Here is a 15,896-nt window from a genome sequence, read left to right as displayed (position 1 = left end):
TGCCTGTGCGTAATCTCAATATCTTTGCCGATGTCTCGTCTGACGCCCGGGGAGAAACAGTGGATTTAGCCTTAGTGAATAAAGATGGTCAAGTTTTGTATAGTTCCGATCTATCTCAAATTGGGCAAAAGGTAGCGCAGAATGATGAGGACGAGGCAAGGCGAAATATTATCCGTAGCGAGGCGAGTCTTGATCTTTCACCTCAGTTAGCATCCTTGGAAGGGTTGGGCTGGACAATTATAGTCCAGCAGCCGGCCACTGAGGCGCTTGGCGTTGTAAGAACTCTTTCGCAATTTACCTTATTTGGCGGCCTGGCCGCATTAGCCCTGGCTATCGTGGTTGGAGTTTGGATTTCGCGCCAGCTTGCCCGCCCCATTGAAAACCTAACAGATATTGCGACGATAATGGCTGCCGGCCAACTCCAACAGGCAGCCCCGGTTTCCGGCCCAACCGAGCTGCAAACCCTGGCGCGGGCTTTCAACAGCATGACCGAACAACTCCGGCAAATTTTGGCCGGTTTGGAACAGCAAGTGGTGGCCCGTACGGCTCGCCTGGAAATTATAGCTACCCTGGGCGAGCAGTTCAGCGCCATCCTGAATCTGGAAACGTTGCTGCCGGAGGTGGTGTCTCAAATTCAAGATAGGTTTGGTTATTACCATGCTCATATTTATTTACTTGATGATGAAGACGAGAATCTGGTTGTGGCGGCGGGCACCGGCGAGGCTGGTGCGGTGATGAAAGCCGCCGGACATAGCATCCCCTTAAACGCCTCCACCAGCCTGGTGGCCCGGGCCGCCAGAACCGGCCAGATTATCCGGGTTGACAACGTGCGTGAAACAGAAGGATGGCTGCCTAATCCCCTTTTACCCGATACTTATGCGGAAATGGCTGTACCAATTATTCTGGAAGGCCGGGTAGTGGGGGTATTGGACGTACAGGAAAATAGGCTTGCGGGTTTGGATGAGGGCGACGCCGCTTTGTTGCGTTCTCTGGCAAACCAACTGGCCGTGGCCATTAATAACGCTCGCTTATTTGCCGAAACGCAGGCTGCCCTGGCCGAAGCTCGAGAGATTCAACAACGCTACATGGAGCAGGTTTGGGATAAAAACATGGTTGCCAGACGAGGGAGAGGACGTGTGCAGTTTAGTTTGGGCGAGTCAACCACGTTGAGTGAGGCTACTCTCTGCCAGGCTCGACAACAGGCGTTAACCCACCAGGAACCGGCTATAATAACCCTCAACGGTGATGAACCGGAACACGCCATAGTTGGGGGTGACAACAAAGAGGAGAAGGACGCGGCGTACCAGGCCCTGGTAGCGCCTATTACCCTGGGTGAAACAACAATTGGTGATTTACAACTGCACGGCCTTGATCCTAACCGGCAATGGACCGAAAATGAATTGGCCTTGATTAAAGCCGTTATTGACCAGGTAGCGCAGACCGCCGAGAATTTACGCCTGTTCAATGAAACCCAGGAGCGGGCCAGCCGCGAGCAGCTTATTGGTCAAATTAGTGATAAGTTACGCCGCGCCCCCGATATTGAAACGTTGATGCAGACAGCAATCACAGAATTATCTCGGGTATTAGACCCGGCCCGTACTTTCGTTCGTCTCGGTTCTGAAGCAGAGTTGGGTTTGCGCCGGATAGAAGCAGACGACCCCCACCAATTATTAGAGCCGCTGCCAGAAGGGGAAGCAGGGAATGGTGAGTTTCCCGGGCCAGAAGAACCGGCCCGGTTTGAAGACGGAGCCGTAGCCGTGCCGGAGGATACGCCTGAATCTGGTGACAATGGTCCAGAACAGGCAGAAGAAATTACCCCTCCTCTTCGTCAGTCATTGAACGATAGCTGGAATGATTAACCGGAATATAGTTACACCTATGATTGAAAATCGTCAATCTGCTCACAAAAAATCCACCAAACCCCTCCCCTATCGCCCAACGATTGGGTTTCTAACCCCAAATTTGGGTGATGTAACGCAGCCCATTGCCGCTGCAATATGGCGAGGCATGGCCAATGTGGCTCAGGAACAGGATTTTAACCTGGTTTGTTTTGCCGGTGGCGTGTTGCGTTCGGAGCGTGGATTTGAGGCCCAGGCCAACGTTCTCTATAACCTGGTGAATCCGGAGCACTATGATGGATTGATCATTTGGGCGTCTATTTTGCCCTGGCATGTTGATGAAACGATCAAAGATTTTTACGCCCGTTATCGTCCGTTGCCAATGGTCAGTTTGGGACGATCTTTGGATGGCATGCCCAGTTTATTGATAGACAACTATCAAGGTATCCACAACGTGCTGGCTCATCTGATAGAAGTACATCATTGCCGCCGCATTGCCTTTATCCGGGGCCCCCAAGATTACCAGGAAGCAGAAGAGCGGTATCAAACTTATGTGGACACCCTGGCTGAATATGGCCTTCCGCTGGATATGAATCTGGTGATAGAAGCTGACCTGAATCGTTCTGAGAACAGGGCGTTGATAAATTGTTTGTTGGATGAGCGACAGGTTGATTTTGATGCTGTGGCCGCGCATAACGATGATATGGCCATAACAGCGCTGGCCGAATTACAGGCACGGGGAATCCGGGTACCGGATGACGTGGCTGTGGTTGGCCTTGAAGATATTCTGGAAGCCAGAGCAGTAACCCCTCCGTTAACCACAGCAGGATATTTATACGATGAATATGGACGACAAGCAGCCGAAATGCTCCTGGCCTTACTGGCCGGGGAAAATGTAGCTGAAGAAGTGTACCTATCGGGCAATTTGGTTGTGCGTCAGTCTTGTGGTTGTTTAGACCCTGTAGTGGAACAGGCGGTGGCCGGTCCAACAATGGATTTGTTCCAGGGAGAATTTACGCCTGAAGCTTTAGAAATTGCTCTGGCCCCCCAGCAAGAGGATATTGTCTCAAAGATGATGCTGGCGATAATAGGTGTTTTGCCTCATACCAAAACCATGCCTGATCGTGACTGGGCCAACTTGTTATTTGAGAAATTTTTAACCGAATTGATCGTAAAGTCTCCTGGTGTTTTTTTACAAGCCTTGGCCGAGGTGTTGCGCCAGATCATAGCCAGTGGCGGCGATGCTATAACAGATGTGGGCCAAAAAGTGATGGCATGGCAAGGGACCATATCTGCTCTGCGCCGTCACACACGGCCCTACCTGGGCAATGGTGAGGTGCTGGCTTGGGCAGAGAATCTCTGGCGACAGGCGCGGGTGATGATTGGGGAAACGGCCCAACGGGTTGAAGCACACCAGACCTTGCAGGCCGAGCAGCAGGCCCGGGCCTTGCGTGAAATTAGTCAAACCTTGATCACCACGTTTGACATGAATGAATTAATGGATATTTTGGCTCGTGAATTGCCCCAACTTGGTATCACCCGTTGTTATCTTTCCTTGTACGAAAATCCCGACAAACCGGCTGAGTTGTCTAGATTAATTTTGGCTTATCATGAGCCAGGCCGGATTACCTTAGAAACCGGGAAACAATGTTTCTCCTCTCCGCAATTGACGCCGGCGGGAATGTTACCCCAAAACGAACGATATACCCTGGTAGTTGAACCGCTCTACTTTCGCCATGAACAATTGGGGTTTGTGCTATTTGCCGAAGGGCCGCGTGAGGGGATGGTCTATGGGGTATTGCAGGGTCAAATCAGCAGCGCCTTGCAAGGGGCGCTACTGGTGAAAAGACGTAGGCAAGCCGAAGAAGCGATGGCCAGGCGTGTTTCGGAACTTGAACTTGTGGCCCAAGTAAGCGTGGCCGCTTCTACTATTCTAAATCCAACAGAGTTGTTACAACGGGTAGCCGACCTGACCAAAGAGAGTTTTGACTTGTATCATGCGCATATTTATTTGGTGGATGAAACAGAAACCATGCTCGTTTTGACTGCCGGAGCAGGAACAGTAGGGCAGCGGATGGTGGCTGAAGGCTGGCGTATTCCCCTGAGACGAGAACAGTCGTTGGTGGCGCGGGCGGCCTGGACACGGCAAGGAATCATTGTGAATAATGTCCGTCAGGACCCCGGCTGGTTGCCCCACCCTTTGCTGCCGGATACGCAAGCGGAGTTGGCGGTACCGTTGATGGCCGGAGATCGAGTGTTAGGTGTGCTGGATGTGCAAGCAGATGAGCCTGATTATTTTACGGTTGATGATATCCGGATTCAAGGCACGTTGGCGGCGCAAGTGACGGCGGCCCTGGAGAACGCCCGCCTGTTTGAGCAAAGTCAAAAGAACCTGACCTTTACGGAAAGGTTATATCAGGCCGGGCGCCAGATTATGGCAGCGAGCGATTTGCCAGAGATTGTAGCGGCCGTGGCCGAAGTGGCCCCGACCGGAAATATCAACCGCCTGGTGCTGCTTGAATTTGAATATAATGCGCGGGCAGAATTGGAAGGGATGGTTGTCCGGGCAAATTGGCATAGCGGCCAGGGTATGCCGCCAACGCCCATTGGCGCCCGGTATCGTCGCCGGATGTTTCCTGGCATCAAGGAATTCGTGGGGGCAGAACCGCTGATTTTTGAGGATGTCCAGCACGATCAAAGATTTGATGAAGAATTGCAGACAACATTTCGCCAATTGAATATTTGGGCGATGGCGGCCTTGCCGTTATGGGCTGGAACGCGGCAACGAGGGGTGTTGTTGTTACAGGCGCAGAACGTGTATCAATTGAGTGAAACAGAAATTCGACCATACATCTCGTTGATGGGCCAGGTGGCCGTGGCGGTAGAAAATCAACGCCTGCTGGCAGAAACAAAAGCCGCCCTGGCCGAAGTGGCCGCCGTGCAACAGCGCTACACGGTGCAGAACTGGGAAGCTTATCGCGCCAAAAGTGTGGCCCAGAGTTACGAACATATTAGAGAGGGAGCTGCTCTGAGCGTTAGCCAATTACCGGCTCCAGATGGTCAACAACGGCTAATGGACAATAATCAGTCGTTACTCAGCAGCCAGCAGCCAGAAGAAGCCCCCTTCAAGTTAACCGCCCCCCTGACCATACGTGATGAAGTGGTTGGGATATTAGGGCTAGACGAATTCTATGAGCGAGAATGGACCCAGGATGAAGTGACCCTGGTGAAGGCCATCAGCGAGCAATTGGCCCAGGCCTATGAGAATTTACGCCTGATTGATGAAACCCAACAACGGGCAGCGCGAGAAGCGCGGATTAGTGAAATTGGCGAGAAAATTCGGGAAGCGCAATCATTGGAAGAGGCGTTGCAAATAACCATTAGAGAAGTTGGGGCCAGCTTAGAAACACACCAAACCGCCGTGAAATTAGAATTATCAGATTCGTAATGTGTTTGGGGATAGAGATGGAAGATAGGCAGATAGATAACAAAAAACAAACCGGGTGGCCAAACGGTGGCGCCACCATTGGCCTCTTTTGCCAGGGCTTGTTTAACGAATACGATATTGGCTTGTGGGCCGGGGTGGCTGATGTGGCCAGAGAACGTGGCGTAAATCTGATCCTCTTTGGCGGGGGCATTTTGCAGGATACCCATGGCTTTAACAAACAGGCCAATATCCTTTACAACCTGGCCAGCGCAGAAACGGTTGACGGCCTGGTAATCTGGGGTGCGCAATTGGCCCAAGTTATTGAACTTGAAGAAATGCGAGGCTTTCTTGAACGGTATCGTCCTTTGCCGATGGTGAGCATTGGCCTGGCGTTGGAAGGTATTCCCTGTGTGGTTGTGGACAACTACCAGGGCATGCATGATGTGGTAACCCATTTAATTGAGGCTCATGGTTGCCAACGTATTGCCTTCTTGCGCAAGAGGGGAGACAACCTGGAGGCCCAAGAGCGGTATCATGGCTATAGTGACGCGCTGGCCGATCATGGCCTTTCTTTTGACCCGAACCTGGTAGTTAGCGAAGACGAAATAGGGCAGATGCCCCGCCTCCAAACTAGCATCATTGAACCCTGGGCAGATTTAATGTATTTGCTGCTTGATGGACGCAAACTGGCGCCCCAGGTTGATTTTGACGCTGTGGTTGGGCAAGACGATATGACGGCTCTGGCTGCTTTGCGGATATTGCAGGCGCGAGGCGTGCGGGTGCCCGAAGATGTGGCCGTAGCCGGTTTTGACGATATTGGGCAGGCTTGTTGCGTTACGCCATCGCTAACTTCGGCCCAACAATCATTCTATCAACAAGGGCGGTGGGGGACCGAGTTGCTGTTAGAACACCTGGCCGGCAAAAAAGTGCCTGCCCAAGTGGCTATGCCCACAAAGTTAATAATACGCCAATCGTGTGGTTGTTTGGATCCGGCGGTAGTGAGAGCAGCGGTAGAGCCAGGGCCAGCCGTGAACGAATCGCTCGAAACGATGACCGGTTCGCAGCGAGAGGAGATCCTCTCCGAGATGGTTCAAGTGATAGAGGCTGCTCGTAAAAATCAGGTTTCCGGTTGGGTAGAGCAATTGCTGGATGACTTTGTGGCTACGCTGGCGGTTAAAACAGATGAAGAATTACCGGGCGCTTTTTTATCCACTTTGAACAGGGTATTGCGCCAGGCAGTTATGGTTAATGACAATATTGCTGCGTGGCAGAATGTCCTCTCGGTGTTGCGTCGTCGTTTGTTACCCTTTCTCAGGGATGATGAAAAATTGAAGCGGGCTGCGGACCTTTGGCAGCAGGCTGGCATAATGATTGGCGAAGCAACCCAGCGGGCGCAGATATATTGGCGGCTCCAGGCTGAACAACAGGCTCAGACTTTACGCGAGATTGGTCAGGCCTTGATTACCACGTTTCATATAACCGAGCTGGTGGAAGTGTTAGCCAAAGGCCTGCCCCGCCTGGGCATCCCTGGTTGTTATCTTGCTTTGTACGAAAACCCGGCGGCGCCAGCTGAGTGGTCTAAGTTGATCTTGGCCTATAATCAAAACGGGCGGATTGCCCTAAACGCTACCGGCCAGCGTTTTCCTTCTCAACAATTGGCGCCTAAAGAACTATTTTCTCATTTCCAAACTCAATTTGGCAACGAGAAAACCGGCCAAGAGAGGGTTAACCAGATTGAACAGCCATACAGTTTGGTGGTTGTGCCGCTCTACTTTCGGGAGAATCAATTAGGCTTTGTTCTGTTTGAGGTGGGGCCGCAGACAGGAGCGATCTACGAAGCATTACGCAGGGAGATTAGCAGCGCCCTACAAGGCGCCTTGTTTGTAGAGCAACGCCGGCAGGCAGAGGAGGTGATGGCTAAACGGGCTGCCGAACTTGAATTGGTGGCTCAGGTAGGGGCAGCCACTTCAAAAATATTAGACACCACAGCGCTATTGGAACGAGTGGCCGATTTAATCCGAGACAGTTTTGGCTTGTACCATGCCCATATCTATTTGCTTGATGAGGGAGAGAAGAGGCTTGTTTTGGCAGCCGGTGCGGGGACGGTGGGGCAGCAGATGGTGGCCCAAGGGTGGAGTATTTCCTCCCAGCAAGAGCAATCGTTGGTAGCCCGGGTAGCCCGCACCCGCCAGGGCATTATCATTAATGATGTTTTGGCCGACCCCAATTGGTTGCCCAACCCTCTTCTGCCGGATACACGTTCAGAGTTAGCGGTGCCGTTGGTGGCCGGGGAACGGGTGTTGGGAGTAGTGGACGTGCAAGCGAATGAGATTAACCATTTTACGGAAAACGATATTCGCATTCAAAACACCCTGGCGGCGCAATTAGTGATAGCTCTGGAGAACGCGCGTTTGTTTGAACAAAATCAGAAAAATTTAGCCCTGGCCGAAAGTCTCTATCAAGCCGGACGCCGGATAACCGCAGCCGGTGATTTGCATGAAATTGTGGCGGCGGTGGGTGAAGCAGTGCCGAAGGGAAAGATCAACCGGGTAGTTTTGGGTGAATTTGAATATAATCCGGCCCAAAAAGTGGAAAGGCTGATTGTCCGGGCCAATTGGCACAATGGCGAAGGAACGCCACCGATGCCGGTGGAAACGCGATACCCCCGCGCCATGTATGCCGGGATTGAACAATTTTTAACGTCGGAGCCGCTGATTTTTGCAGACATTCAGCACGATAAACGATTTGATATGATGATGCAGAAAGTATTCCAACGGCTGAATATCCGGGCGATGGCGGTTTTACCCTTATGGACAGGCATGCGGCAAATAGGGGTGTTGTTATTACTGGCAGAAGAAGGGCCATTGTTGTTTGCGGAGGAGATCAGGCCGTATATCTCGCTGATGGGGCAAGTGGCAGTGGCCATAGAGAACCAACGCCTGTTAGCAGAAACCAATGCAGCCCTGGCGGAAATAGAAACCACGCAGCGAAGTTACACCGTGCAAGCCTGGGAAGCATATTGGGCCAGGCACGGCGGGGCGATAGCGTACGAAAAGACACGTGAAGGTGTTACCCCAACAACAGCAGTATCATCACCCGAGGTAACGCCACAGCGCTTGAATCCTTCTCCCGTGCTGCCGTCAAATGGTCAGGGAGAATTGGCAGACGGAGGTGGGCAGGAAAACGCAGTTAGTAAAACCCAGGCCGGTTTGGTTGTGCCGTTAACAGTACGTGAGGAGGTAGTGGGGGAATTAGGTTTGTTACGTAACCAACAAGAGTGGTCTCCTGAAGAACGGGCCTTGGTTGGGGCCATAGCCGAACAAGTGGCCCAGGCGGCAGAAAACTTACGCTTGATTGAAGAAACACAACAGCGAGGGGCGCGAGAAGCGCGTATTAATGAAATCAGCCAAAAAATTCAGGCCGCGCAATCGTTGGAAGAGGCGTTGCAAATAGCGGTTCGAGAAGTTGGTTTGAGTTTGAAGACCCCTCAAACTGTGGTGAACTTGAACGTTTCAGAATAGAGGAGGCTGGCCAGGAGCAAAATAATGGAAAACGAGCATACAGAACAAAAATATCCCCGGTTAAACATTTTTAATTCTTTAAAGGGCAAGCTAATTCTTTTCTTCCTGGCAGTTTCGCTGATCCCTCTGCTGCTAGCAGTTTGGCTAACCTATTTTCGGGCGCGGCAAGAATTACGGGTTGAAGCGTTCAAAAAACTTGAAACTGTGCGCGATGCAAAATTTGAAGAGATTGACACCTTTTTTGACGGGATTGAGCGCGATCTGCGGCTGCTGTCTGAGCTTGATATGGTCAGTGAAGCCTATCGGTCCCTTTCAAGCACAATGTCAATGGTAGGGCCGGCAAAAGTTCGAACTTTGGGGTTTATGGGGAATCCGACCAGGGAGGGAGCGGACACTTTGAATCCGTACAGCTTAACCCACATAAAATATTATGATTTTTTTTCTAATATTGTCCAGGCGCGGGGTTACCAGGATGTTCTGCTGGTCTCTCCTTACACCGGGGATATTGTTTACAGTTATGCCAAGCAGGATGATTTTGCCACCAGTCTTCTAAATGGCCCCTATCAAAGTACAGCCCTGGCCGACTTATTTAGAAAATTAAAAGACGAAGCCGAGTCAGGCGATGTTTTTATGACTGATTTTGTCAACTATCCTCCTGCCGGGGATACGCCGGTCAATTTTGTGGGGATACGCCTGATTGATAGAGTGCATGGCACAAAAGGAATACTTATCTACGAGTTGCCTATAGGTTTAATTGACAATCTAATGAGGAAAGGGCAGGATGTTCATCCAGGGGGGGCGGAGACATATTTGGTGGGTGAGACAAAAAGGATACTCTCTACTACTGATTTTAGTGATGAAATTTTTGACCTACCGGCCGTGGAAAAAGGACAACTTACGTCGGGCATAACTGAAGATGCTCAACGTTCTATGCTTAGTGCTTACCGCCCCATAGAAAAAGGGGGGGTGAAGTGGGTTTTGTTGGCCGAGCAACCAGAAGAGGAAGCCATTAAAACAGCTAAAGAGCTGAGCGTTTGGATGTTAGGGATTCTTTTGGGCACAACCGGGTTGGTGATTTTGGTGGGTTTATTTGTTGCCTTCAGAATTGCCCGTCCCATTGAATATCTCACCGACGTAGCTCGGCAGGTTACCGGTGGTAACCTGGAGGTACGAGTGCCGGTAAAAAGCCAGGATGAGACAGGCCAGTTAGCCCAGGCTTTTAATAGTATGACCAGCCAGTTACGGCAACTGATTGGCTTATTGGAAGAACAGGTGCAGGAAAGAACAACAGAATTGGCCGTGTCTATAGAAGTTGGCCAGCGAGCTACAGCCATTAGAGATGTAAATAAACTATTGCCAACGATTGCCGAATTTGTTCGGGATAAATTTAACCTTCATCATGTTCAGATATTTTTAGTAGACGATATTGATCAAAATTTGGTGCTGCGAGCCGGTACCGGCCAGGCTGGCCAGGAATTACTGGCTCGCCATCTTAGCCTGCCAATTGACTCTAAATCAACTGTTGGCCAGGCAGCCGTTCAAAGTCAGCCTGTTATTATAACTGATACCTCAATTGGTAATATTGACATCAATTGGTCTGTACCTGCTTCGTGGTATTCGATGTTACTGAAGGAGGCGCAGGCGCAACGGCCCGCTTCGCTTTTGCCTGAAACCCTGTCTGAACTGACGATACCCCTTATTGTTGAAGGGCAGGTGATAGGGGTGTTAGATTTGCAAGATGACAAAATCAGGACGTTTACCAAGGACAATCTGAATGTTTATGAAGCCATAGCGGTCCAGTTGGCCATTGCCATTGATAGCGCCCGGCAATGGGCTTTAACTCAAGAAGCTCAGGCCCGGGCGGAGGAGGCAGTGCGGCAACTTACCCGTCAAGCCTGGGCTGAGCGATTGGCTTCCGCCAGAGGAAGGGTGGGTTTTGTTTATGATCTTTCTAAAATTGCCGCCTTACTCCCGGATGCTTATTCTCTAACCTCTACCCCCAAAAATGGTTTATCTGTGCCGCTGGTGGTCCAAGAGCAAACCATTGGTTATCTTTCTGTAGCCACGCCGCCGGATAGAGACTGGACTGAGGATGAACGAATTTTGCTTCAGGCTGTGGCCCAACAATTAGCCCAAAAGGTGGAGAATCTGCGTCTTTTTGAGGCTACCCAACAACGGGCCAGCCGCGAGCAGATTGCTCGCCGGATTATTGACCGGGTGCGAGCCAGCCGCAATATTGAAACCGCTTTAAAAACAGCTACCGAGGAATTGAGCCGGGCTTTGGGCGCTGCCCGGGCTACGGCTGATTTGCAAATAGTCTCGCAAGCCCAGTCTATTCCCGCAGAAGAACAGGATTCCGACTCTGCCGAGATAAATGCGCCAAACCTCTCTTCGGCCAATAGCAGCCTGGACGAGGCTTCACCACCTTTTGACTTCGAACAGAAAGTGTCACAAGCTAATGCCCACTATCAAGAACAAAAATAAACCAGGCCATAAAGGAAAAATCCGGCTATGAAAGTTGAACAAACAAAATGGACCCAGGCAAAAGGTTGGCAGCCAGACCTGCCTACCTCTTTAGGAGAAGCCGCGCAACTGGTTTTAGTGTTCGGCGCAACCTCGATTCTAAAAAAGCAAGAACCTCTCCAGAAAATCAAACAAGCTTATCCCGGCGCTTATATCCTGGGTTGTTCAACTGCTGGCGAGATTTGTGGTACCCAGATTTTTGATGATGCCCTGGTAGCTACCGTGGCGCAGTTTGAGCGCACCCAACTTAAAGGCCATCAAATTAAGTTGAGCGAAGTGGAGGATAGTTTTGAGGCAGGTGAGAAATTGGCCATGTCCCTTACTGATAACGGACTGACCCATGTCCTGGTGATTTCGGATGGACTTAAGGTGAATGGGAGTGACCTGGTTAATGGTTTGGTCAAACACCTCCCTGCTGAAGTTGCGGTAACCGGCGGATTGGCCGGAGATGGCGCGCGTTTTAAGCAGACCTTAACGTTTTTTGACAATGTACCGGAAGAGGGCAGAATTATTGCCCTGGGTTTCTATGGGGCTCGCTTAAAAGTTGGCTATGGCTCAAGGGGTGGCTGGGACCCTTTTGGCCCCGAAAGGTTGATCACCCGGGCCGAAGGGAACGTGTTATATGAGTTGGATGGGCAGTCTGCCCTGGAACTATACAAAAAATACCTGGGTGAATACGCCGCAGATTTGCCTGCCAGCGGCTTGCTCTTTCCGTTGAAGTTGCGGGCCAAAGAAAATGAAATGGGCCTGGTGCGCACAATTTTATCTGTCAGCGAAAAAGAGCAGAGCATGACGTTTGCCGGCAATGTGCCTTCAGGCGTTTACGCCCGCTTTATGAAAGCCAATCCTGATCGGTTAGTTGATGGCGCCATTGAGGCTGCCCAAACCTGTTTCAAAGTGACCGACTCCTCATCGCCAGATTTGGCTATTCTTATTAGTTGTGTTGGTAGAAAGTTGGTTATGGGGCAAAGGATAGAGGAAGAACTTGAAGGTGTGCGCGACGTTTTGGGCGATCATACCGTTTTGACGGGATTTTATTCTTACGGAGAAATTTCCCCGTTTAGGCCGCTGGCTAAATGTGAATTGCATAACCAAACAATGACCATCACAACCTTTTTAGAGGAATAATTGATGCACAAACTACTTGAACGTCAATTAAAAAGACACATTGGTTCGGTTGATTCCATTCCTAAAAAGTGGAAAAGTTTTCTTGAGGTGGTAAACGAAGCCTATCATCAAACCGATACAGACCGCGTCCTGCTGGAACGCTCGTTGGATCTGACCTCAGAAGAGCTTTTTGAGAAGAATCAACAACTGCAACAGCAAGTGGCAGTTGAGCAGAAGCGCGCCGCCGACTTGCAACGCACGCAAGAAATCCTGGCTAAACGAGCTTCTGAACTTGAACTGGTAGCCCAGGTGGGCACAGCCGCCTTGACCAGTTTGAATACAAGCGAATTATTGCAAAAAGCGGTTGACCTGACCAAAGAGGGGTTTAGCTTATATCACGTGCACATTTACTTATTTGATGAAATTAGTAATTCCCTGATTTTGGCCTCCGGGGCAGGTGAAGTGGGCCGGCTGATGGTGTCTGAACATTGGAGTATTCCATTTGAACGAGAGCAATCATTGGTAGCCCGGGCGGCGCGTAACCGGCGGGGAGTTATTATTAATGATGTGCGTCAGGCCCCCGATTGGTTGCCCAACCCCTTGCTGCCCGATACCCGCTCGGAATTGGCTGTGCCATTGATTGCTGGCGACCGGCTACTGGGTGTGCTTGATGTGCAATCTGACCAAGTTGACTATTTTTCGGCTGACGATATTCGCATTCAAAAAACCTTGGCCGCGCAGGTGGCCGTAGCCCTGGAAAACGCTCGTTTGTTTGAGCAGGCCCAAAAAGCCGACTTTTTGCTGCGTGAGCGGGTTAAAGAGCTTGACTGCTTGAATGACATTGGTCGAGAAATGGAAGAGAATCCGCCCCCTCTCCCTGAACTTCTGTCCTGGATCACCGAACGTATCCCCCCGGCCATGCGGTATCCCCATTTGACGATGGTGGCCATTGAGTTTGACGGTCAAGTTTATGGCCAGGCTGAAGCCATTGCGCTGCCGGCGCAAATTGTGCATGGTCTCTACATTGGCGGCGAAATTTTGGGGCGAATCTATATTGCCTATACCGAGAAGCATGATTTTATTGATGAAGAAAGTGCCCTGCTGGGCGGCATCGCCACTCGCTTGAGCAGTTTTATTGAGAACCAACGTTTGCTTGAGCAGATGCAACAACGCGCCACGGAATTGGAAGAAACAACAAGTTTCCTCAACTCCGTGTTGGAGAATATGCCGGCCGGACTATTTGTAAAAGAGGCTGAAGAATTGAGGTTTGTCCGTTGGAATAAGGCGAGCCAAGAAATATATGGCTTGACCGAGAAGGAAGTGCTTGGTAAAAGTGATTACGACTTCTTTACTAAAAAAGAAGCAGACTTTTCTGTAACAAAAGACCGGCAGGTGTTAACCAGCAGCCAAATGCTGGACATTCCTGAAGAGCCGGTTCGTACACCCCATCAAGGTCTGCGCTTTCTGCATACCAGAAAAGTGCCGGTGATGGGGCCAGATGGAAAACCCAGGTACCTACTAGGGATCTCCGAAGACATCACCGAGCGCAAACAGGTGCAAGAAGCTCTGGCCAAACGGGCCCGGGAGCTTGGTTGTTTGAACGATATTGGCCGGGAAATGGAAGAGAGTCCGCCCCCTCTCCCTGAACTTTTGCGCTGGATCGCCGACCGTATCCCCCCGGCTATGCAGTATCCCGATCTGGCGATGGTAGCTATTGAGTTTGACGGTCAAGTTTATGGCCAGGCTGAAGCCATTACCTTGCCGACGCAAATTGTGCATGGTCTCTACATTGGCGGCGAAATTTTGGGGCGGATCTATATTGCCTATACCGAGAAACATGATTTTCTTGATGAAGAAAGTGCTCTATTAGGAGGCATCGCCACTCGCTTGAGTAGTTTTATTGAGAACCAAAGATTGCTAGCGCAGGCCCAGCAACGTTCGTTAGAAATGGAACAAGTGCTGGCCGACATCCGTCGTTTGGCGGCAATTGTGGAAAACCACCCCGACTTTATTGGGGTTGGCTCATTGGATGGTAAAACTCTCTATGTTAATCCGGCCGGGTTGCGGATGATGGGCTTACCAGCGAGTTATGATGTTACTTCAATGGAGGCCAGTGATTTTTATCCGGTGGAAGATGCGGAGAGATTGGTCAAGGAGGGTGTGCCAACGGCGTTGGAGAAGGGTTCGTGGGCCAGCGAAGCCAGTCTACTTCGGGCCGACGGAACAATGGTATCGGTGGAACAAACCGTCAGCATCAATTATGATCTGGAAGGTAATCCGGCCAGTTTCAGTATTACCATGCACGATATCACTAACCGTAAAGTGGCCGCTGCCCAACAAGAACGTCTCCTGACCGAAGTGGAGGCTGCTTATCGCCAATATGTTCGCCAGGAATGGGAACAATACTTGCAGGAGCAGCACCAGAATCGGTGGCATATTGAATACAAGCAGGCTGAGATAGAAAAATCTGCCCAGGATTGGTTAACTGAAATTCAGGAAAAAGTATTGCGTGAGGGCAAAACAGAGGTGGCCAATAGCCCTACAAATGGCGATTCTGTTGAGGCAGATCATCATACCGCCGCCATTGTTACGCCTATTTCCTTGCGCGGCCAGGTGATTGGTACGCTCAATTTGCAAGACCTTGCCCCAGACCGGAATTGGACGGCTGAGGAAGTAGCCCTGGTTGAAGCCGTATCCGAGCAATTAGCCCTGACGGTGGAAAACCTGCGTTTGTTTGACGACACCCAACGTCGCGCGACACGCGAGCAACTGACCCACCAGATCACAGATAAAATGCGGGTGGCCCCCGATGTAGACTCCATCATTCAGACCGGGTTGACCGAATTAGCCAAGACGCTGGGAGTTTCTCGAACTTACGTTAAATTAAGTCCATCGTTGAAATCGGATCAGCAAGAGCCTTAATTTTAGGAAGGCGGATATCCAGATGAAAAGGTTTTTCAATAGTTTAACCTTTAAGATAGGCATCATTATTATTCTGATCGAAATTGTCATCCTGGCAGTGATCGGCTTTATCTATATCAGACAGTTTACCAATGGAATTGATGAGCGAATTAAAGCTAGAGTAGAGCTACCTGGTATTCTCGTTGATCAAGGTTTGTTGTCTCTTCAAGCAGTGACCGATGAAGAAATAATGACAGAGTTGGTTGGGGAAGAGTTGATAGATGGTATGATAGTTGATTATCATGATAGGTTTGTAATGTTTGCGCTGGACTCTAGCAATGAGAAGAAACATATAAAAGATATCCCTGGCATAGAGCCAGATTGGTTTGAGTTGGACCCTACTCAAACCCTGCTTGAAGAGACATCCGATGGATGGGTCAGTGTAAACAACATCAAAAACGTGTTTTCCGTTTATGTTAAGGTGGGGAATAGGCAGGCAGAGCTTGAGAAGAGAAGGATAGTGGTTCTGTTTGTGGGTGGTTCTACCATTGCGGTTGCTCTAACTTCAATGGCAATTAT

7 protein-coding genes are annotated in these 15,896 nt (G+C 50.4%); all 7 read left to right on the top strand.

Features of this window, described 5'->3' with window-relative positions:
* Nucleotides 1–1,859, top strand: a 1,859-nt coding sequence (locus JW953_16580; GenBank protein ID MBN1994316.1) for a GAF domain-containing protein, incomplete at its 5' end; no start/stop codon positions are given.
* Nucleotides 1,860–1,878: 19 nt separating this feature from the next.
* On the top strand, nt 1,879–5,286 hold the full coding sequence (locus JW953_16575) for a GAF domain-containing protein (protein ID MBN1994315.1): 3,408 nt from the start codon (nt 1,879–1,881) through the stop codon (nt 5,284–5,286).
* 17 nt (nt 5,287–5,303) lie between these two features.
* Nucleotides 5,304–8,786, top strand: a complete 3,483-nt coding sequence (locus JW953_16570; GenBank protein ID MBN1994314.1) for a GAF domain-containing protein — start codon at nt 5,304–5,306, stop codon at nt 8,784–8,786.
* A gap of 24 nt (nt 8,787–8,810) precedes the next feature.
* Nucleotides 8,811–11,270 carry a GAF domain-containing protein gene (locus JW953_16565; GenBank protein ID MBN1994313.1) on the top strand — a complete coding sequence of 820 codons (2,460 nt, stop codon included), beginning with the start codon at nt 8,811–8,813 and terminating at the stop codon, nt 11,268–11,270.
* Nucleotides 11,271–11,297: 27 nt separating this feature from the next.
* Nucleotides 11,298–12,437: an FIST C-terminal domain-containing protein gene (locus tag JW953_16560; protein ID MBN1994312.1), complete on the top strand. Its 1,140-nt coding sequence runs from the start codon at nt 11,298–11,300 to the stop codon at nt 12,435–12,437.
* Nucleotides 12,438–12,440: 3 nt separating this feature from the next.
* Entirely contained in the window at nt 12,441–15,338 is a 2,898-nt protein-coding gene (locus JW953_16555; protein ID MBN1994311.1) for a GAF domain-containing protein, read from the top strand.
* Nucleotides 15,339–15,360: 22 nt separating this feature from the next.
* Nucleotides 15,361–15,896: hypothetical protein (locus tag JW953_16550; GenBank protein MBN1994310.1), on the top strand; the 536-nt coding region annotated here is incomplete at its 3' end.

The organism is Anaerolineae bacterium, assembly GCA_016931895.1.
Classification (GTDB): Bacteria; Chloroflexota; Anaerolineae; order 4572-78; family J111; genus JAFGNV01.
This window is presented reverse-complemented; position numbering and strand designations above follow the sequence as displayed.